The organism is Nocardiopsis sp. M1B1 (genome assembly GCF_052466615.1).
The window spans coordinates 5,614,940-5,634,920 of record NZ_CP196194.1; the positions used below are offsets into that span (position 1 = coordinate 5,614,940).

At 73.7% G+C, this 19,981-nt stretch carries 14 protein-coding genes; 5 read left to right on the forward strand and 9 right to left on the reverse strand.

Going from position 1 to position 19,981, the window contains the following annotated elements; genetic code table 11:
* Window positions 1-109: 109 nt before the first annotated feature.
* From ACSTA4_RS24300 to ACSTA4_RS24315, 4 genes are all read right to left on the reverse strand, one after another.
* On the reverse strand, window positions 110-544 hold the full coding sequence (locus ACSTA4_RS24300) for a (deoxy)nucleoside triphosphate pyrophosphohydrolase (protein WP_444961148.1): 435 nt from the start codon (window positions 542-544) through the stop codon (window positions 110-112).
* Between the two features lie 260 nt (window positions 545-804).
* Window positions 805-3,057, reverse strand: a complete 2,253-nt coding sequence (recD2, locus tag ACSTA4_RS24305) for an SF1B family DNA helicase RecD2 (RefSeq protein WP_444961149.1) — start codon at window positions 3,055-3,057, stop codon at window positions 805-807.
* Window positions 3,058-3,076: 19 nt separating this feature from the next.
* Window positions 3,077-3,502 carry an MmcQ/YjbR family DNA-binding protein gene (locus tag ACSTA4_RS24310; protein ID WP_444961150.1) on the reverse strand — a complete coding sequence of 142 codons (426 nt, stop codon included), beginning with the start codon at window positions 3,500-3,502 and terminating at the stop codon, window positions 3,077-3,079.
* Between the two features lie 93 nt (window positions 3,503-3,595).
* Window positions 3,596-4,681 (reverse strand): hypothetical protein, encoded by a 1,086-nt coding sequence (locus ACSTA4_RS24315; protein ID WP_444961151.1) that lies wholly within the window; start codon window positions 4,679-4,681, stop codon window positions 3,596-3,598.
* Window positions 4,682-4,860: 179 nt separating this feature from the next.
* On the opposite strand from ACSTA4_RS24315, the gene ACSTA4_RS24320 reads away from it, so the two are divergent.
* Window positions 4,861-5,934, forward strand: coding sequence for a serine/threonine-protein kinase (locus ACSTA4_RS24320; RefSeq protein WP_444961152.1), 1,074 nt, complete (start codon window positions 4,861-4,863; stop codon window positions 5,932-5,934).
* A gap of 22 nt (window positions 5,935-5,956) precedes the next feature.
* On the opposite strand, the gene ACSTA4_RS24325 is transcribed toward ACSTA4_RS24320, so the two are convergent.
* Window positions 5,957-6,517 carry a hypothetical protein gene (locus ACSTA4_RS24325; RefSeq protein WP_444961153.1) on the reverse strand — a complete coding sequence of 187 codons (561 nt, stop codon included), beginning with the start codon at window positions 6,515-6,517 and terminating at the stop codon, window positions 5,957-5,959.
* A gap of 285 nt (window positions 6,518-6,802) precedes the next feature.
* Between ACSTA4_RS24325 and ACSTA4_RS24330 the strand changes: the two genes are divergently transcribed.
* Complete coding sequence (locus ACSTA4_RS24330; protein ID WP_444961154.1) at window positions 6,803-8,941, forward strand: bifunctional metallophosphatase/5'-nucleotidase; 2,139 nt, start codon at window positions 6,803-6,805, stop codon at window positions 8,939-8,941.
* Between the two features lie 157 nt (window positions 8,942-9,098).
* On the opposite strand, the gene ACSTA4_RS24335 is transcribed toward ACSTA4_RS24330, so the two are convergent.
* Complete coding sequence (locus ACSTA4_RS24335; protein WP_444961155.1) at window positions 9,099-9,689, reverse strand: PT domain-containing protein; 591 nt, start codon at window positions 9,687-9,689, stop codon at window positions 9,099-9,101.
* A 518-nt stretch (window positions 9,690-10,207) separates the two neighbouring features.
* Between ACSTA4_RS24335 and ACSTA4_RS24340 the strand changes: the two genes are divergently transcribed.
* Entirely contained in the window at window positions 10,208-10,876 is a 669-nt protein-coding gene (locus ACSTA4_RS24340; RefSeq protein WP_013154850.1) for a response regulator transcription factor, read from the forward strand.
* A gap of 63 nt (window positions 10,877-10,939) precedes the next feature.
* The gene (locus tag ACSTA4_RS24345; RefSeq protein ID WP_444961156.1) at window positions 10,940-12,226 is read left to right on the forward strand and encodes a sensor histidine kinase; all 1,287 of its coding nucleotides are present in this window, start codon (window positions 10,940-10,942) and stop codon (window positions 12,224-12,226) included.
* A gap of 297 nt (window positions 12,227-12,523) precedes the next feature.
* Here ACSTA4_RS24345 and ACSTA4_RS24350 read toward each other — a convergent pair whose 3' ends face one another.
* From ACSTA4_RS24350 to wecB, 3 genes are all read right to left on the reverse strand, one after another.
* Window positions 12,524-14,737, reverse strand: a complete 2,214-nt coding sequence (locus tag ACSTA4_RS24350; protein ID WP_444961157.1) for a glycosyltransferase — start codon at window positions 14,735-14,737, stop codon at window positions 12,524-12,526.
* A 38-nt stretch (window positions 14,738-14,775) separates the two neighbouring features.
* On the reverse strand, window positions 14,776-16,491 hold the full coding sequence (locus ACSTA4_RS24355; protein ID WP_444961158.1) for a hypothetical protein: 1,716 nt from the start codon (window positions 16,489-16,491) through the stop codon (window positions 14,776-14,778).
* A 330-nt stretch (window positions 16,492-16,821) separates the two neighbouring features.
* Window positions 16,822-17,931, reverse strand: a complete 1,110-nt coding sequence (wecB, locus tag ACSTA4_RS24360) for a non-hydrolyzing UDP-N-acetylglucosamine 2-epimerase (RefSeq protein WP_444961159.1) — start codon at window positions 17,929-17,931, stop codon at window positions 16,822-16,824.
* A gap of 229 nt (window positions 17,932-18,160) precedes the next feature.
* On the opposite strand from wecB, the gene ACSTA4_RS24365 reads away from it, so the two are divergent.
* Window positions 18,161-19,888, forward strand: a complete 1,728-nt coding sequence (locus ACSTA4_RS24365; protein WP_444961160.1) for a glycosyltransferase family 4 protein — start codon at window positions 18,161-18,163, stop codon at window positions 19,886-19,888.
* The last annotated feature ends 93 nt before the right edge of the window (window positions 19,889-19,981 follow it).

Here is a 19,981-nt window from a genome sequence, read left to right on the forward strand (position 1 = left end):
GGTGGAAGCACGCCCCCGTGAAGGTGAGCGCCGTGGAGACGAACCCGGAGAAGGCGGAACCCGGTGGAGTGCGCGGCAGCGCCGGAGTCCGCCCGTTCGCCCGCGCAGGTCAGGAACGGGGGACGGCGCCCGGGGCGAGCAGGGGTTCGACGAGGTCGAGGAAGGGCACGTCGGCGGGCAGCCAGTCCGGTCCGCGCAGCTCGTCGGCGGCGAGCCAGCGCAGGGACAGGTGTTCCAGGGGCCGGGGCTCCCCCGCGACCAGTTCCACGCGCCAGAGCCGCAGCACGGCGGGGCGCGTGTGCCTCCTGGCGGGCGCGGGGAAGGGCGCGTCCGCGCCGAGCTGGCGTAGGGGGCGGACGGTGGCGCCGAGTTCCTCGCGGCACTCGCGGACCAGGGCCTGCTCCGGGGTCTCCCCCGGGTCGACCTTGCCGCCGGGGAACTCCCACCGGCCGCGCAGGGCCTCGGGTTCGGCGCGCTGGGCTGCCAGGACGCGGCCGTCACGGACGAGGACGGCGCCCACCACGATCAGGGTCTGCTGTTCCACGGTTGCGAGCCTAGCCAGGACCGATGACCTTCGGGGCGGCGGGCGTGGGCCCCGGGCGCCGACGCGGGGAGGCCGGCGCCCGGGGGTGCCGCCGCTCTCCGGGGGGAGTGGAAAGAGCGTCGGCCTCCGATGTGGCTGGCGGTCCGGCCGGGGAGGGACGCGCGCGCCCGAACCGGAAGGTCGGGCAGAGCCTATGCCGCCGGGCGGACGCGCGTGAGGGATATCGGCGAACGTTCACCTTCTCTTCCCGTGGCGTGCGGTCAGGGGGCGTCCGGGGCAGGGGGCTCCTGCGGCGGCCGACCGGCCGTCCGCAGCCGGTGCGCCAGGGCCGTGTGCCTGCGCCCGGAGGAGGCGTTGCGCACCGCCTGGGCCAGGGCGCGGCGGGAGCCGACGAGGACGACCAGCTTCTTGGCCCTGGTGACGGCCGTGTAGAGCAGGTTGCGCTGGAGCATCATCCAGGCGCTGGTGGTGACCGGAACGACCACCGCGGGGTACTCGCTGCCCTGGGAGCGGTGCACGGTGATGGCGTAGGCGTGGGCGAGCTCGTCGAGTTCGGCGAAGTCGTAGGAGATCTCCTCGTCCTCGTCGGTGCGGACCAGGACCTCCTGGGCGACCGGGTCGAGCCCCGTGACCACGCCGAGCGTTCCGTTGAACACCCCGTTCTCGCCCTTGTCGTAGTTGTTGCGGACCTGGGTGACCTTGTCGCCGACGCGGAAGACGCGCCCGCCGAACCGGCGCTCGGGGACGTGCTCGCCGGAGGGGGTCACGGCGGCCTGGAGGGCCGTGTTGAGGTTGGCGGCCCCGGCCGGGCCGCCCTTCATGGGGGTGAGGACCTGCACGTCCCGGCGCGGGTCGAGGCCGAACCGGCGCGGGATGCGGCGGGCGACCACGTCCACGGTCATCTCGGCCGTGTCCTCGGACTCCTCGCACGGGAAGAGGAAGAAGTCGGACATGCCGTGGAACTCCGGCTGCTCGCCGCCGTTGATCCGGTGGGCGTTGGTGATCACCCCGGAGTGCTGGGCCTGGCGGAAGACGTGGGTCAGGCGCACGCTCGGCACGGGCGAGTCCCCGTCCAGCAGGTCGCGCAGCACCTGGCCAGCGCCCACCGAGGGCAGCTGGTCCACGTCGCCGACGAACAGCAGGTGCGCCCCGGGCGGGACCGCCTTGACCAGCTTGTTGGCCAGGATCACGTCCAGCATGGAGGCCTCGTCCACCACCAGCAGGTCGCAGTCGAGGGGGTTGTCGCGGTCGTAGGCGGCGTCACCGCCCGGGCGGAGTTCGAGGAGCCGGTGCACCGTGCGGGCCTCGATGCCGGTCATCTCGGTGAGGCGCTTGGCGGCGCGCCCGGTGGGCGCGGCCAGGACGATCGTGGCGTGCTTGGCCATGGCCATGGTGACGATGGAGGCGACCGTGAAGGACTTGCCGCAGCCGGGCCCGCCGGTGAGAACGCACACCTTCTCCGACAGGGCCAGCCGCACGGCCTCCCTCTGGGCCTCGGCGAGGTCGGCGCGCGTGCGCGAGCGCAGCCAGTCCAGGGCCACGTCCCAGTCCACCCCGGCGAACGCGGGCATGCGGTCCGCCGGGGCGTGGAGCAGGCCGCGCAGGCCGGAGGCGAGGCCGATCTCGGCGCGGTGCATGGGCAGCAGGTAGACGGCGCGCACCGGCTCGCCCTCGGGCCCGGGCACGGTCTCGCGGACCACGCCCTCGGTGGCCACGAGTTCGGCCACGCACTCGATCACCAGCCCGGCCTCCACATGGAGGATCTTCACGGCCGCCGAGATGAGCTTCTCCTCGGGCAGGTAGACGTGCCCGTCGCCGGTGGACTCCGAGAGGGTGAACTGGATGCCCGCCATGACCCGCTGCGGGCTGTCGTGCGGGATGCCGACCGCGCGGGCGATGGTGTCGGCGGTCTTGAAGCCGATCCCCCACACGTCGGTGGCCAGGCGGTAGGGCTCCTTCTGCACGATCTGGATGGAGGCGTCGCCGTACTTCTTGTAGATGCGCACGGCCAGGGAGGTGGTGACCTCCACACCCTGGAGGAAGACCATCACCTCCTTGATGGCCTTCTGCTCCTCCCAGGCGTCGGCGATGAGCCGGGTGCGCTTGGGACCCAGGCCCGGGACCTCGATGAGCCGTTCGGGGTGCTCCTCGATGACCTCCAGGGCGTCGGTGCCGAAGTGGTCGACGATCCGCTCGGCCATCTTGGGGCCGATCCCCTTGATCAGGCCGGAGCCGAGGTAGCGGCGGATGCCCTGGACCGTGGCGGGCAGGACGGTCGTGTAGTCGTCCACGTGGAACTGGCGTCCGTACTGCGGGTGGGAGCCCCAGCGGCCGTGCATGCGCAGCGCCTCGCCGGGCTGGACGCCCATGAGGGAGCCCACGACGGTGAGGAGGTCGTGCGCGCCCCGGCCCGTGTCGACCTTGGCGACGGTGTAGCCGTTCTCCTCGTTGGCGTAGGTGACCCGCTCCAGGACGCCCTGGACGACGGCTGGTCGGAAGGTCGCGTCGGGCACGTGGCCGTCCTCTCCTCGTTCACACCCTCTCCGGGGCCCGCGGGGCCGGTCCGCCGGGCTCCGGCGCGCCGTCGCCCAGCGCCGCGAGCACGCGGTCGCGGTCGGCCCGGCGCAGGCTCCCCGCCACCAGGACGTAGGAGTGTCTGAGCATCTCCAGGATCTCGTCCCCGGGCACCGTGCCGTCCAGGAGCACGGAGTTCCAGTGCTTCTTGTTCATGTGGTACCCGGGCGTGACGGCGGGGAACTGGTCGCGCAGCTCCAGGGCCAGCTCCGGTTCGCACTTGAGGTTGACCGTGGCGGGGCCGCCCCCGTCGTCTCCCCCCGTGAGCAGGGCGAACATCTTCTGCCCGGCCACCTTGTAGACCAGGTAGCCGGGGCCGAAGGGCTCGGTCTCCCCGGCCTCGGGGAACCACAGGGCGGCGTCGATGAACTGTCCGGGGGTCATGCGGAGCTCCCTTCCTCCCCTACGACAGTGCCAGAGACCGCCGACGTTCGGCGGACCCGGCTCCGGCCTGTGGACAACCCGCGCGGGGGCGGTTCAGTCCTGGTCGTCGGCCAGCGCGGCCACCCGCAGGGCCAGCTCCTGGGCCCGCACGAGGGAGTCGAGCGTCTCGGCGCTCTGCTCGTGCACGGCGCACGCCTCGGCCGCCTCGGCGGCGATCGCGTCGAGCTCCCGGGCCGACCTGCGGTCCTGGTCGTCCAGTTCGGCGGCGCGCACGCGGTCCGCGTAGTCCTCCAGGACGGCGACCCGCGCCGTCACCTCGGCCGTCTCGGCGGCCAGGACGGCACCGGCGCGGGCGGCGGCCTCGCGGCTGCGCTCCCCGGGCGTGGGTGTACGGGCGATCCGCTCCCTGACCCGGGTCTGGTGGAGGAGGCTGCGCGCGAGGGACCACTCCACGTCGGCCAGCACCACGCGGTTGCGGACGGTGTCCAGCAGGAGCCCGCGCTCGTGCAGCGGTGAGCCCAGGACCGCGTCCACGGCCCTCTGCGCGCGCTCCAGGAGGGCGCGGGACTCCTCGTCGAGCGCTCCGGGGGACACGAACTCCCCCTCCGAGGCCGTCACGATCCGTACGGGGTCGCGCTCCCTCTCCGCGCGCTGGTGGCGCGTGCGGGCCAGTGCCGCGCCCGCCACCGCGAGGCCGGACGCCGCCAGAAAGGTGATCTCGGCGCCCAAGGGCAGGTCCAGGACCATCCAGCACACGGCGAGGGCCCAGAAGAGCGCGTAGGCCACCCGTGCGAACGCCCTGTTCCGTTCGTTCCCGCCGGTGCCGCGCCGGGGGCGTCCGCCGCGCACCGCCTCCAGGGCCAGACTCAGCCTCCGGGCCCGCTCCTCGGGTAGGGAGGGGTCGAGCGTGGGCCTGCCCTCGTGTCCGAGTTCGCCGACCAGGCCGGCCAGCGGCAGGAGCAGGGACCGCACCTCGTCTCCGCGCCCGGTGAGGACGAGCACCCCGTGGGCGTCGCGTTCGGCCAGGCCCTGGGCGATGAGGGGTGCGCTCTCCCCGGGCTTGCGGACGTCGGGGCACCACACGTCCCGCCGGTCGCCCAGGGGCGCGGCGAGGCGGATCGACCGGCGCATGTCGGAGGTGAGGATGACGTTGTACCCGCCGGAGAGGGTGAGCTCCATCGTGTCCTTCCCGGTTCGGGCGCGTGACCACGCATGGGCTTTACGACATCTTTATACTGAAACCTCCTGTCGTGTAGGGGTTTTCGACCGCGCGGACCCGCGTCGCCGCGCCGGCGGCGGATAGGATCGCGTCCCCTGCGTCCCCGGTGGGACGTGTCCCCGGTGAAGAGGGAGTCCCCATGAAGGCGCGAGGCGTGCGCAGACTCGACCCCCTGGAGCCGGAGGACCCCCGCGAGATCGGCGGGCACCGGGTGCGGGGGCGGATCGGCTCCGGGGGGATGGGCACGGTCTACGCCGCTGACTCCCCCGGCGTGCACGGCTACCTGGCGGTCAAGGTCGTCCACGCCGAGCAGGCGGCGGACCGGCGCTTCCGGGAGCGCTTCGCGCACGAGGCACGCCTCCTGGCCAGGGTGAACAGCCCCTCAGTGGCGCGGTTCGTGCGCGCCGACGTGGAGGCGCCGCGGCCGTGGATGATCACCGAGTACGTTCCGGGGCCCACCCTGCGCCACCACGTGGAGCGGTACGGCCGTCTGCGCGGGGGGATGCTCCTGGGTCTGGCCGTGGGCACCGCCGAGGCGCTGCGGGCCGTCCACGCGGCCGGGGTGGTCCACCGCGACCTCAAGCCCAGCAACGTGGTGCTCTCGGGCAGGGGGCCCAAACTGCTGGACTTCGGGATCGCGCACCCGGTGGAGGACCCCGACCCCACCAAGTGGATACGTCTGCGGCGGATGCGCCGCGCCTACCGGGACCTGGGGCTGCCCTCTCCGGAGGGGCTGGCCGATGAGCGGGTCAGCGAGCGGGTCGACCGGCTGGGCACCCCGGGGTGGATCAGCCCCGAGCAGTACCGGCGCCAGCCCACCGCGCAGAGCGCGGACGTGTTCCTGTGGGGCGCGACGGTGGCCTTCGCGGCGGCCGGGCACGACCCGTTCGGGCGGGCGGGGGCCAAGGAGATGGCCCGGCGCGTGATGTTCGAGGAGCCGGACCTGGAGTACCTGCCGCCCGGCCTGGAACGGCTGGTGCTGGCCGCGATGTCCAAGGACCCCGAGGAGCGGCCCGACTCCGCCGGGCTGCTGCGCGCCGCCCTGGGCCTGGAGAACGCCGGGGGCGGGGTGCGCGCGTCCGGGGAGGGCGGGGACGCGGCCGTCACGGGTGCGGCGGCCGTGCGGGGGCTGCTGGAGCGGCGGTGGACCGAGGTGGCGGTGAGCCCGCCGCGGCCCCCGCGGGCCGGGCTGTTCGGCCGCGGGGAGGGCTGAGGGGGCTGTGGACAGTCCCCGGTCAGAGGAGCCCGTAGTGGGCGCGGCCCTCGCGGGAGAGCATGTACGCCACCATCATGACCGCGAAGCCCAGCGGGACGAGCGCCAGGATGTCCCCGGACAGCACGGTCCACAGCAGGAGCGCGCCCGCCGCGCCCTGGAAGAGCACCACGCCCCAGAACACGCCGACCGTGCGGCGCCGGATCCTGCCCGCCAGGAGCGTGGACAGCAGCCCGTACACGCCCGTGACCGCCGCCATGACGACCATCATGGCGCGCATGGCCTCGGCGCTGACGGCGAGCTCCAGCCCCTCTTGGGCGGCGAGCTCGGCCTGCTGGCTCATCGCCTCGTCCATCGCGTCGGCCGGGACGCTGAGGCCCATGAGGAAGAGCCCGGACAGGGCCAGGCCGCAGGCGCCGCCCACGAACATCAGGGCGCGGACGACGGCCACCTTCCGGGGGAGGGGGGCGTCGGGGTGGAGTGCGCCGAAACCGGCCCCGGAGCCGGGCGCACCGTACGGCGGGACGCCGCCCGCGCCCTGTGTCCCGTTGGGGTCGTACGGGTCCTGGCCAGAGGAAAACACGGACGTCCTCCGAGGGATGTCGAGACGGCTTGTCCCACCCAATGGTAGGGCTCCGGGGCGCGCGAGGCGCGGCTCCGGGCGGACCACGGGAGCCGTCCGGTAACGGAGCGCGATACGGGCAGGCCGAAAGCCGGTATCGGAACCGCGGATTCTGCAAATCGTAACCGTGGGAACCATGTGCCCCCGGCCCCGGCGGCTCTAGTGTGAACCCCTCCGGGCCTGTCCGCCCGCCCCCGTCCGCCCCGGCGGATCCCCCGTCCCCGCCCGCGAAGGAGCCCCGCAACGATGTCCAGACTCGTGCGCGCCTCGGCCGCGCTGGTGCTGACCGGCGCCCTGGTGGTGCCGTCCGCCCCCGCGGCCGGAGCGTCCGTCCCCATGAACCCGGGGGACGGCGCCGACTTCACCCTGACGATCCTGCACGCGAACGACCCCGAGTCCCAGCTTCTGTCCGCCTCCGGGCAGGAGGACTTCGGCGGCGCCGCCCGCTTCACGACGCTGCTCGACCGGCTGCGCGAGGCCGAGGGCGGCGGCGCCGCGGCCGGGGAGGACGAGGCCGACGAGCGCGGCGTCGTCACGGTCAACGCGGGGGACATGTACCTGCCGGGGCCGGAGTTCGCCGCCTCCCGGGAGGAGGGCGCCCCCTTCTACGACGCCATCGCCGCCGACCACGCGGACTACGACGCGGTCTCCATGGGCAACCACGAGTTCGACTTCGGCCCGGACGTGTACGCCGACTTCCTCGAACAGCTGGGCGGGGACGCGGCGGTGGTCGCCGCCAACGTGGACGTGTCCGCCGAGCCGCGCCTGGCCGCCCTGGCGGACGCGGGCCGGATCGCGCCCAGCACCGTGGTGGAGGCCTCCGGCCACGAGGTCGGCGTCGTGGGCGCGCTGTACCCGCCGCTGGACACCGTCACCAGTCCCCGTGACGTGGTGGTGGAGGACCTCGTCGCCCCCGTGCAGGCCGAGGTCGACCGGCTGACCGCCGAGGGCGTGGACAAGGTCATCCTCCTCTCGCACCTCCAGGGAATCGCCTACGAGGAGCGCGTGGCCCGCCAGCTGACCGGCGTCGACGTCATCGTCGCGGGCGGCGGACACGAGGTGATGGCGGGCCCCGAGGACGCCCTGGTGCCCGGCGACGAGGTCACGGCGCACCCGGAGAGCGGCGAGCCGCTGACCTACCCGCTCATGGCCACCAACCCCGAGGGCGTCGAGGTGCCCATCGTCACCGCCGGGTCGAACTACAAGTACGTGGGCCGCCTGGTCGTGAACTTCGACGGAGGCGACCTGGTGTCGGTCTCCGAGCGCTCGGGACCGGTCCGGGTCTCCGGCGTCGGCGAGGACGCGGCGGAGCCCCACCCCGAGGTGGAGTCGCGGGTCACCGCGCCCGTGTCGGAGTACGTGGCGGGCCTGGCGGAGACGGAGGTGGCCGCCAGCGAGGTCGACCTCAACGGCGTCCAGAACCCCGGCGTGCGCACCCAGGAGACCAACCTGGGCAACCTGGTGGCCGACGCGCTGCTGGACACCGGCATACGCAACGCCGGTGAGTACGGCGTGCCCGCTCCGCGGATCGGCATCCAGAACGGCGGCGGCATCCGCAACGCATCGGTGATCCCGGCCGGTCCGCTGACCGCGCTGGACACCTACTCGATCGCCCCGTTCGCCAACCAGGTGGCGGTGGTCCCCGACATCCCGCGCTCGCAGGTCAAGGAGCTGCTGGAGCAGGGCGTGGCCGCTGCTCCCGCGGCCAGCGGCGCGTTCATGCAGGTCGCCGGGGTCAACTTCGCCTACGACCCCGAGCGCACGGCGCAGGTGGTGGACGAGGAGGGCACCGTGACCACGCCCGGCGAGCGGGTCCGCGGCGCGATCCTGCACGACGGAACGGTGCTCGTGGAGGACGGCGAGGTCGTGGACGGCGACCCGATCACGGTCGTGACCAACGACTTCTCCGCCCGGGGCGGCGACATGTACCCGTTCCGCGGGGCGGACTTCACCGTGGTGGGCGCGACCTACCAGGCCGCACTGGAGGGCCTGCTCACCGGAACGCTGGAGGGCCGGGTGACCGGGGCCGCCTACCCCGAGGGCGGTTCCGGCCGCATCGTGGTGGGCGAGCGGGCCACCGTTCCCGACGGTGACGGCGGCGGAACGCCCACCGACCCGCCGACAGGCGAACCCACCGACAGGCCCACCGACCCGGACGGCGGTCCGGGCCCGGACCCGACGGACCCGCCCGCCACGGACGGACCGGACGACGGCTCCGGCAAGCCCGGCGGCGGCGCCGACGGCTCACTGCCGCGCACGGGCGGCGCGCTGCTCGGCCTGGTGGCGGCGGCCGTGGTCGCCGTGGCGGCGGGCGGGGCCGCGCTCTACCTGGGCCGCGGGCGCGGGGGGACGGCGGGCACGGACTCCCCCGGCTCGGACTCCTGACACCGGGGCCGGCCTCGCAGGGCTGTCCCCGAAGGCGGCCGGACGGCCTCCCGACTCCGCGCACGCGGTGTCGGGAGGCCGTCCGGCCGTCGCGCTTCGCGGGCCCCGGCGCCGCACCGGCCGCCCCCACGGGGTCCGGCGCCCCGACCCGGGCGGGTCAGGGGCAGCCCACGATCTCGCGTGTGGCCTCGGCCATGTCGTCGCGCTCCTGCTGGTCCAGGCCGCTCTCCTCGAACCACACCAGCACGAAGTGGCAGGCGTCCTGGATGTCCGCCGCGGTGTTCTCCTCGCTCTCCTGCATGGCCATCGCGGCGATCATCGCGATCCCGGAGCTCTCGAAGGCGGCCACCCGCACCAGGTTGGTGTCCATCGACGAGGTGCACTGGAAGAGGGTCGTCTCCTCGGCTCCGGGGTCCGAGCCGCAGACCTCGTCGGTGATGTCCAGGCGGGCGTCGATCTCGAAGTCGCGGCGCAGTTCGTCGATCAGCTCCTCCGAGCTGATGAGGTTCTCCGCCCCCGGGGTCGGCTCGTCCGTCGGCTCCGCGGAGGGCTCCTCGGTGGGCTCGGGGGCGGCGGTGGGGGCGGGGTCCCCGGTCGGCGCCTCCCGGGTCGGCTCGTCACTGGGCCGCGCCGAGGACTCGGAGTCCCTGACCGCGGCGAAGAGACCGGTCAGCCTGCCGCCGACGGCGAGGCCTCCGCCGAGGAAGGACGCGCCCGCCAGCACCGCGATCACGGCGAGCACGGCCACCAGACCGGTGCCGTAGCGGCCCGGGCGGGGCGGCTGGGGAGGCTGGGGCGGCTGTCCGTAGGGCCCCTGCGGTCCCTGCGGGCCCTGGGGAACCTGAGGACCCTGTGCGCCCTGTGGGTACCCGGCTCCGTGGGGAGGCGGTCCTCCCCGGGGCGGGTGCGCACCCGGCGGCCTCCAGGGCGGTGGCGAACTGTCGGGGTTCACGTACGTTCTCCTCGCTCTCGGGGCCGGTGGCGGGCACCTCGGCTCCACGCTTCGCCGTCCTGGCACCGACTCACCAAACGTTTTGCAATGAATCGTCCCATTTTCTCCGCCACACTGTTCACCGGGGGGCACGATCCGGGCGACGCGGAACCCGCAGCAAGCTTCCCACTATCACCATGTAAGTGTAAAGAAAAGTACCAAGATGGCGAATTGAACCTTTTGCCCGTTATGTGATTAGCGTATTTTCGACCAACCTTGGGACATCCGGCGCGCATAATAGGGAAATGCGCGCCCCCGGACCTACGATCGACAACATGACCTGCGTTTTGCTGGCCGAAGACGATGTCTCGATCTCCGAGCCTCTCGCGCGCGCGCTCCGGCGCGAGGGCTACACGGTGGACGTGACCGTCAACGGCGTTGAGACACTCGACCGTGCCCGTGCGGGAGACATAGACCTCATGGTCCTGGATCTCGGGCTGCCCGAAATGGACGGGCTCGAGGTGGCGCGGCGGCTCCGGGCCGAGGGTCACGGAACGCCGATCCTCATCCTGACCGCCCGCGCCGACGAGGTCGACACCGTCGTCGGCCTCGACGCGGGCGCCGACGACTACGTCACCAAGCCCTTCCGGCTCGCCGAACTCCTGGCGCGCGTGCGCGCCCTGCTGCGCCGGGGCGGCGCCGAGGTGCCCGTCGTGCACGGCGTGCGCATCGACAACGACTCCCGCCGGGCCTGGCTCGGCGAACGCGAGCTCCAGCTCACCACCAAGGAGTTCGACCTGCTGCGCGTGCTCGTCCGCGACGCGGGCAAGGTGGTCACCCGCGAGCAGATCATGCGCGAGGTGTGGGACACCAACTGGTGGGGTTCGACCAAGACCCTGGACATGCACATCTCCTGGCTGCGCCGCAAGCTGGGGGACGACGCCAACCAGCCGTCGTACATCACGACCGTCCGGGGTGTGGGCTTCCGGTTCGAGCGAGACTGACGCGACCTCTCGGGGCGCCCCGCGCCGGTCGGTCGCCTCCGGGTCGCACGGACATGAGGTGACATGCGCAGGCGGATGGTTTTCTCCACCCTGGTGGTGACCGTCATCGCCGTCATGCTGCTCGGGCTGCCCCTGGGCGCGCTCACGTACAAGCTGGTGTACGACGAGAGCACCCGCCAGCTCCAGGGCGAGGCGGAGCTGATCGGCGCCGAGAGCGACACCATGCTGGAGCTGCACGGCCAGCTCGACCTGGGCGAGTTCGACCGCGACCATCCCCACCGCTTCATCCGGATCACTCCGGCGGAGCAGCCCACCTCGGTGACCGCGGGCGATCCCGCGCTCAACCCCGAGGCGCCCGACTCCCCGAGCATGCTCAAGGCCACCGCGACCACCGGCCGGGGCACGCGCGTCGAGGTGTGGATGAGCGCCGAGAGCGTGCAGCAGAGCGTGGTCCGCGCCTGGATGGGGATCGCGTCGCTGTCCCTGCTGGCCATCGGCGTCGCCGTGGGCCTGTCGATGTTCCAGGCACGCAGGCTGACCCTGCCCCTGCTCGACCTGGCGGCCACCGCCGAGCGCCTGGGCTCGGGCGTGACCACGCCGTGGGGCCACCGGTACGGGATACCGGAGGCCGACCGGGTGGCGGAGGTGCTGGACCGCAGCGCCGAGCGCATCGCCGGGCTGATCGCCACCGAGCGCCACTTCGCGACCGACGCCTCGCACCAGCTGCGCACGCCGCTGACCGCGCTGACGATGCGCCTGGAGGAGATCCTGGCCGAGGCGGACAACCCCCAGGCGGTCCGTGAGGAGGGCGAGGCCGCCCTGGCCCAGACCGAGCGCCTGGTGGAGACCGTGGAGAGCCTGCTGGGACGGGCCCGCAAGAGCCAGAACCCCGAGGTGGAGGCGGTGGAGATCGACCCCGTCCTGCACCACCTCCAGGAGGAGTGGCAGCCGGTCTTCCAGTCCGCGCAGCGCAGGCTGCTGGTCACCGGGGACCCGGGGCTGACCGCGATGACCGTCTCCGCCGACCTCGCGCAGATCATCGCGACCCTGGTGGAGAACGCCTACAAGCACGGCGCGGGAACGGTCACCATCCGGCGGCTGGACACCGGGCAGTCGGTGCGCATCGAGGTGAGCGACGAGGGCGAGGGCGTGCCCGAGCACCTGTCCGGCCGGATCTTCGAGCGCGAGGTGAGCGGCGGGGGCGGGACCGGGCTGGGCCTGGCCCTGGCCCGCCACATCGCCGAGTCCGAGGGGGCCCGGATCGAGCTGGTGCAGACCAAGCCGACCACCTTCGCGCTGTTCCTGCCCGCGGGCGCGGGGGGCCTGTCCAAGATGACGGGCCCGGTGTAGGCAGTGTTTTTGGACCTTCGCTCCGCTTCGTCCCACCCGTCGCCCGCCACCACCCTCAACGGACGCTGCGCGCAGCCCTTCTTGTGTTCGGGCGCCCGGAGAACGGGAACCTTCGGTGTCTCCGGCGGGTTCGCTCGTTCCTCACGAACCCGCCTCCGCCACCTCCAGAACCCCGTGGGCGCCCGAACGCAACCCCCCACAAGCTGAGACCGCTTCAAAAAACGGAACCTAGGCGCCGGGGACCCGCGAGGGGCGGCGGGCCCGGGCCGACGCGTCGGCCCGGGCCCGCGCCGCGCCTCAGGCGCCCGCGGCCGCGGCGGAGTGCTCCGCCTGGGGCGCCCTGCCGCGGACCACCAGGTCGCTCCACAGCGACCGCACCCGGGACAGGCCGTAGGCGGTGGTGACCTCCTCGCGTGCGCGCGCGGCCTCCGCGGAGAACCGCCCCTCGCTGACGGTCGCGTGGATGGCCTCGGCCATCGCCACGGCGTCGTCGTGGATCCAGTGCGGGTCGTAGATGGTGTCCGCGCCCGGCCACGGCAGCAGGGCGGGGACGCCGCCCGAGGCGGCGCACTCGGCGGGCGCCAGGTGGAAGGACTCGTCGTCGCTGGTGGAGAGCATGAAGCCCACCCGTCGCAGCCAGGTGGCCACGTCCGGCCCGAAGGGGTCGAACACCACCCCGGCGGCGAGGCGCTCGTCGCGCTGGATCCGCCGGTAGACGCGCTCGAAGTAGGCGCGCTCCTCCGGCCGGTTCCAGATCCACCAGTACTCCCACGGCTGCTTGGTCTTGACCGAGAGCGTGTACCGCGGGTCCATGCGCCGCAGCTCGGCGATGACGTCCAGGCCCCGGTCCAGCCGCTTGCGCGAGGGCGCGATGCCGACCATGCCCAGGGAGTACTCGGCCCCGGGGAGCTTGGGGCGGCCGAGCTGCTCGTCGTCCACCCAGTTGGGGACCACGACCACCTTCCCGGCGGGCCACCCGGTGATCTCGCGGGTCAGGTCGGCGTAGTGGGGGCTCACGCACACCACCGCGTCGACCTTGTCGATGTCGAGCTTGCGGGGCCACTCCGCGTAGAGCTCGAAGCGGTGCAGCCGCACGATGAGCCGCTGGTCGGGGCGCTTCCACTTGGAGTAGAACAGCGCGTTGGGCCCGCACCACTCGCAGATCACGACGTCGGCCCAGGCGGCCAGCTCACGGGAGCGGTACTGGTCGTGGGTGCTCAGCCCCTCCCACTCGTCCATGCGCACGTCGAGGCCGGGCAGCGAGTCCAGGTACTCGGCCAGGCGGGTGAAGAACTTCATGTCGTGCCCGGCGATGACCACCTTGAGCGGCCGCTCGGGGTCGGCGCCCTCGGGGGCGGGCGGCAGGGCGTCGGCGAGGTAGCCGCGCAGCCGCTCGGCGGCCCGCTCCAGCGTGTGGTCGGCCGCGGCGGCGCGGCAGCGCGCGGCGGCGTCCGCGTAAACCGCGCGGTCGCCGTGGGCCCGGGCCACCACGTCGGCGACCGAGGCGACGTCGGTCCCGGCGAAGAGCGGGTAGTCGGCGCCCAGCATGGCCTCGTGCATGGGCGTGCGGTTGAGCACCACCGGCAGGCCGAGCGCGCCCAGCTCCAGCACCTTGGTGGACAGCTCCAGGCTGGCGTCCATGGACGGGTCGCGCCAGGACAGCCCGAAGCCGCACTCGGCGGCCTGGCGCAGCGCCTCGGCGCGCGACATCCCGCCGCGCCAGTCCACGTTCGGGGTGCCCTCCAGGGCCCTGCGCATGTTCTTGGCCCAGTCGGCGGGTTCGGCGTGGATCTTGTCGCCGATCATCACCAGTTCGGCGTCCACCCCGCGCCGCGCCAGCTCGGCGGGCAGCCCGGTCATCTCCAGGGTGTTCCAGCGCGGCGCGAACTTGCCGGTGTAGGCCAGGCGGGCGCGGCCGCCGGCCCCGCCGTCGGCCCGCACGTCCTCGGGGACGACCACCACGGGCGGGAACAGGACCGACCGGCCGCAGGCGGCGGGCACCGTCGACTCCAGGAAGGCGCGCAGCTCCTCGGTCTGGCAGAGCAGGAACCGCGAGGCCAGCGCGATCTCGGTGAGCTCGGCGGTGGCGGTCGCGGTCAGCTCCCCCACGCTGTGCGGGAAGTCGGTCAGGTAGGTCCACAGGCGGCCCGCCAGAGCCTCCTCCTGCGCGGCCAGCCCCGCCAGGCGGCGCCCGCGCACGACGACGAGGTCGAAGGGCTTGCGCTCGTGGTGCCTGGTCATGAGGGTGACGGCCTGCTCCGGGGTGAGCCCCCTCGGCCCCAGGTCGGGCAGCGCCTTGTCCTCGTAGGGCCGCAGCAGCCGGACCCCGGGCACCCTGGTGAGCGGCTCGGTGAGCCGGTCGGTGCGCACGGGCGCCTTCAGCAGCAGGGTCACCTCGCATCCGGCGGCGGCCAGGGCCTGCGCCATCGACTGCGCCCAGATCGCGGAACCGTCGATGATGTTGAGGTCCACGTCCCCGTACAGGAGTGCGCGCGGAGGCGGTGTGCTCACGTTCTTCCCTTCGGATGCTTTCTCGTTGCCCGTACGGCTCATCCGACGGCGCCGGTCGAGGCGTCGGCCGCGTCGGACACGGGGTCCTCCGCGTCGTCGCCCGTGCCGTGGTCGGGGCCCAGGGCCAGGAGCCGGGTGCCGCGGCGGTTCCACTCCGCCGGGTCCCAGGCGCGCCTCAGCAGCGTGGTGCGGACCAGTTCCGGCACGACCGCGCTGACGAAGACGTACTGACGGTCCGCGGTGTCCGGACGGTCGAAGAAGCCGTGCTCGCCCGGCTCGGCGGCCGACGCGTCGACGGTACCGACCGCGTCGGCGTCCGTGCACTCCACAGCGCACACCAGGTCGGCCAGGCGCCTGCGGCCGACCGGGGCGGTCCACAGGTGCGACCACGGCGCGGTGGCGCGCTCGGCCAGGGCGGCCCAGGGCTCCCCGGCGCGGACGCCGGGCTCGTCGCGGGTGAGTTCCTCGGGGGTGTCCGGGGCGTTGAAGCGCACCGAGCGCACGGTGACGCCCTCGGCCCGCAGCCGCTGGATCCCGGGCAGGCGGGAGGCCGTGCCGGGCACGACCACCTCGGCGGGCCTGAGCGCGGCGGCCAGCAGGTCGTCGGCGAGCCGGTCGGCGTCGGCCTCCCCCGCCGGGTCGGCCAGGACGGCCACGGACCGGCCGCGCAGCGGCAGTTCACGGCCGGGCGTGCCGGGCGGGAAGTCCAGGCCGTCCAGGATCTCGGCGAGGCGGACCGGGGTGGCCTCGCGCAGGAAGACCTGGCGGAGCATGCCCCGCTGCTCGGCCGCGGTGGGCTCCTCCGCGCGCATGCGCGGCACCGTGACGGCCAGGCCCTCCCCCGCGGTCACCGCGCGGGTGCCGCAGGCCCAGGCCCGGCTGTGCAGCCGGGGCTCCTCGGCGGTCAGGGGCGCCACGACGGCGACGTTGGCGGCGCGCAGGGCGTCGGCCAGGCCGCGCGAGTCGGCCTCCACCACGCCCGCGCCCAGCTCGGCGAGGACGTCGGGGACGGGCTCCTCGCGGTGGACCCGCACGAAGACCGTCTCGGGTCCGGGCGTCAGGTCGGCGGCCACGGGGTTGAACAGGTGCAGGGGGACCCCGGCGTCGCCCCGGTGGACCCTGTCGAAGCCCAGCTCGCGCAGGGCGGGCGGCGAGGGGACGTCGTCGAGCAGGACCGTGGGGATGCCTCGGGAGGCGGCGGACTCCAGCACCCAGTGCAGGGCGCGGGTGCGGTCGGCGGCCGCGGGGTCGCCCACGTGCGCCCACGGCGAACCGGGGGCGGCGGCCGAGGCCGAGACCAGGACCAGGTCCACGTCGACGCCGTCCATGACGATCTGGGCGTCGTGCGGGCGCAGCGGCACCGCGCGCACGTAGGGGTCGATCGCCTCCGCGATGGAGGGGCCGACGACCGTGGCGACGACCAGCAGGTCCTCGCTGCCGCCGCTCAGGCCGGTGAGCAGGCGCGACTCCTGGCGCTCGGCGTCGAAGGAGCGGACCGGCTCGGCGCCGCCGCGGCGGCGGCGCTCGGTGTGCCGGGTGTTGCCGCTGCTGCGCCAGAGGCGGTAGAGGTCACGGGGAAGTTTGACCAGGGACCGGCCGGGGCGCTTGGCGGCGGCCGTGAGCGCCTTGCCCACCTGGAGCGAGGTGGAACCCTCCAGGGCGGCGAGCCGGCTGCGCGCCTCCTGGAGCTGGGCCTCGCGCTCGGCCAGCGCCTGCCGGAGCTGTTCGGTCTGGCTCTGTTCACGCCGTTTCACGGTCTGCCACCTTGTGTTCGGTTCGGTTCGGCGAAACCACCGCGCCGTGCGTCGGGTCCGACTGCCACGTGCGGTGCACCCTACGAGCTCCCGGCCGGGTGCGGATGCCCTTGGCCAGGCGTGTCGCGGGCCCGGCGGGGCCCCTGGGGTGCGGGACGGTTGGAGGGACGTGTGCCATGGTGGATCACCTGGACCGCTGCGGGGGAATCGGGGCCGCTCTTCGGCGCGCCCCGCGTGCCTGGACCGGGACCGCGCCCCGTACGGCGCGTTCCCGCGCGCTGGCGTTCCTGGGTGCGGGAACGGGTGCGCGGTGTTCGTGTGTCATCGGGTTCACCTCGACCACTGGGTGAGCACGGAGGCGATGCGCTCCCCTGCGCGGCCGTCCCACAGGGGCGGGGTGTCGCCGATCCGCTCCGGGCTGTGCCCGTGCAGGACCTTGGTGACGGCCTGGAGGAGGTCGGCCTCCGTGACGAGCTGGTTGGTGCCGTGGGTGATGGTGACGGGGCGCTCGGTGTTGGGGCGCAGGGTCAGGCAGGGGACGCCGAGGATCGTGGTCTCCTCCTGGACGCCGCCGGAGTCGGTGACCACGGCGGCGGCGCCGCGGGTGAGCGCGACGAAGTCGAGGTAGCCCAGGGGTTCGAGGAGCCGCACGCGCGGGTGGTCGCCGAGCCCGGCCCGGTCGAAGGCGGCCTTGCCGCGCGGGTGCACGGGCATGACCACGTCGGCGAGGTCGGCGATCTCGTGCAGGCGCGCGGCGAGGCGGGCGACGGTGTCGGGGTCGTCCACGTTCGCGGGCCGGTGCAGGGTGGCGGCGACGTAGCGCTCGGGCAGGTCCAGGCGCTCGCGCAGGGCGTCGGCGTCGAAGCGGTCGAGGTTGCCCAGGAGGGTGTCGATCATGGGGTTGCCGACCAGGTGGACGCGGGAGGGCGGGACGCCCTCGGCGGCCAGGTGGCCGACGGCCTCCGGGCTGGTGGCGAAGCACACGTCGCTGAGCTGGTCGGTGACGCGGCGGTTGATCTCCTCGGGCATGGTGTTGTCGAAGGAGCGCAGCCCCGCCTCCACGTGGGCGACGGGGACATGCAGCTTGGCGGCGACCAGGGCCGCGGCCACGGTGGAGTTGACGTCTCCGTAGACGACCACCATGCCGGGCCTGCGCTCGGTGAACTCCTTCTCCAGGCCCACCATGAGCGCGGCGGTCTGGGCGGCGTGGGAGCCCGAGCCGACGCCGAGGTCGACGTCGGGGGTGGGCAGGCCCAGGTCGCGGAAGAACACCGCGGACATGCGGTCGTCGTAGTGCTGGCCGGTGTGCACGACCGCCTGGTGCGCGCCGCGTCCGCGCAGGGCGGAGACCACGGGCGCTGCCTTGACGAAGTTGGGGCGCGCGCCGACGACGTGCACGATCCCGGTGTCCTGGCTCCCCAGGGGGGCACTCGTTGCCACGGCTCTCACGTTTCCTTCTGTTGGGGTGGTGTTCCCGCCGTGACCGGCGGGGCTGGTGTGGTCCGGCGGCGTTCCTTGCCCGAGCCGTCCCGTCCGTGTCGCCGTGGTGTCACCGTACGGTCACGTCCGCGTGGTTGTGTGACTGACCGTGCATGACACCCAAGCTTCCGAATCCCAGGTTCCGCGTTCGCGCACCCGCTGGCCGCGGGCGGCGACGTTCACCCTCTCGTTGGCCTGGCGACACCTGCGGGCCGAACCGGCCCGGCTGCCGCTGCTGGCGCTGCGGCTGACGCCCGGTCCGCCCCGGCGCGCGGTGCGCGCCCTGGCCTCCCGGGCGGGCGGCCGGGCCCGCGCCTACGCCCTGTGGGACCAGGGCCGGCGCGCGGACGCCCGCGAGGCGGTGCTCGCCGCGGCGAGCGGTGCCTCCCCCCGCCGGGTAGGCCGCCTGGTGGCGTCCTGCCTGGCGGCGGGAGACGCGGCCACCGCCCGGGAACTGGTCGAACAGCTTCCGGAGGGCGCTCTTCGAGAGGCCGCGGAGCATCGGACGGCCCTGGCCACGGGACGCGCTGTCGCCGCGCCCCCGTCCACGTCGCCCGACCGTCACGCCATCACGTTAACCCGCGATCCACGAACGCCGCCCGACGCCACGGTGAACGCTCGGCGACCGGAGGCGTCGGAGGGTGAACGGTGGCGTGTGGCCGGGGACCCGGCGTCACCCGGAGCGGGTCTGCGGGTGCTGCACCTGGTGACCAACGCGCTGCCGCACACCAACGCGGGCTACACCCAGCGCACCCACAAGATCGCGGTCGCCCAGCGCGAGGCCGGGATGGACGTGCACGTGGTCACCAGGGCGGGGTACCCCCTGGTCAAGGGCGTTCCCGACCCGCGCACGCTGGTGCGGGTGGACGGCATCCCCTACCACCGGCTCCTGCCCTGGACCGCGCCCGCCGACGCCGCGGAGGAGCTGGCCGCGGGGGTGCGGCTGGGGTCGGAGCTGGTGGAGGCGCTGCGGCCCGACGTGCTGCACGCCGCGAGCAACCACCACAACGCCCGCCTGGCCCTGGAGCTGGGGCGCAGGTTCGGTCTGCCGGTGGTCTACGAGGTGCGGGGCTTCCTGGAGGAGTCCTGGCTCTCGCGCGACCCCTCGCGCAGCGTGGACGACGCCTTCTACCGGGCCGAGCGCGCGAGCGAGACCGAGTGCATGCTGGCCGCCGACCTGGTGGTCACCCTGGGCGAGGCGATGCGCGCCGACATCGAGGCGCGCGGCGTGCCGCGCGAGCGCCTGCTGGTGGTGCCCAACGCGGTGGACGCCTCCTTCCTGGCCCCGCTGCCCCCGGGCGCCGGGGTGCGCGCCGAGCTGGGGATCGGCGGCGAGGACTTCGTGGTGGGCACCACCACCAGCTGCTTCGGCTACGAGGGCCTGGACACGCTGCTGGAGGCGGTGGCCCTGATGCGCGAACGCGGGGAGGCGGCGCACGCCCTGATCGTGGGGGACGGCCCCGAACTGCCCGCGCTGCGCTCCCTGGCCGACTCGCTGGGTCTGGAGGGGGCCGCGCACTTCACCGGCCGCGTCCCGGCCACGCGGGTGCGCGACCACCACGCCGCGCTGGACGTGTTCGCGGTGCCCAGACGCGACGAGCGGGTGTGCCGTCTGGTCACCCCGCTCAAACCCGTGGAGGCCATGGCGGGCGGGCTTCCGGTGGTGGCCAGTGATCTCCCGGCGTTGCGAGAGATCGTGGAACCGGGGGTGACAGGAGAGTTAATTCCGGCAGGCGAATCGGCGACCCTAGCCGATGTGCTGACAAAACTCGCTTACAGTCATGAAAAGCGGATCTCCTACGGCGGTGCGGGTCGCGATCTCGTCAGCGACCGCACCTGGGCCGAGGCCGCATACCGCTACAACCAGGCGTATCGGGTTCAGATTCGCGAAATGACCGAACCAGGCCAGAACCCGTAAGTGTGGACAACACGTGCCTACACTCAGACGTCTAACGCACTGAGCAATGGCAGTTCCCGCTATTTACGCCCGTTCACGAGATGAATGCGAGTG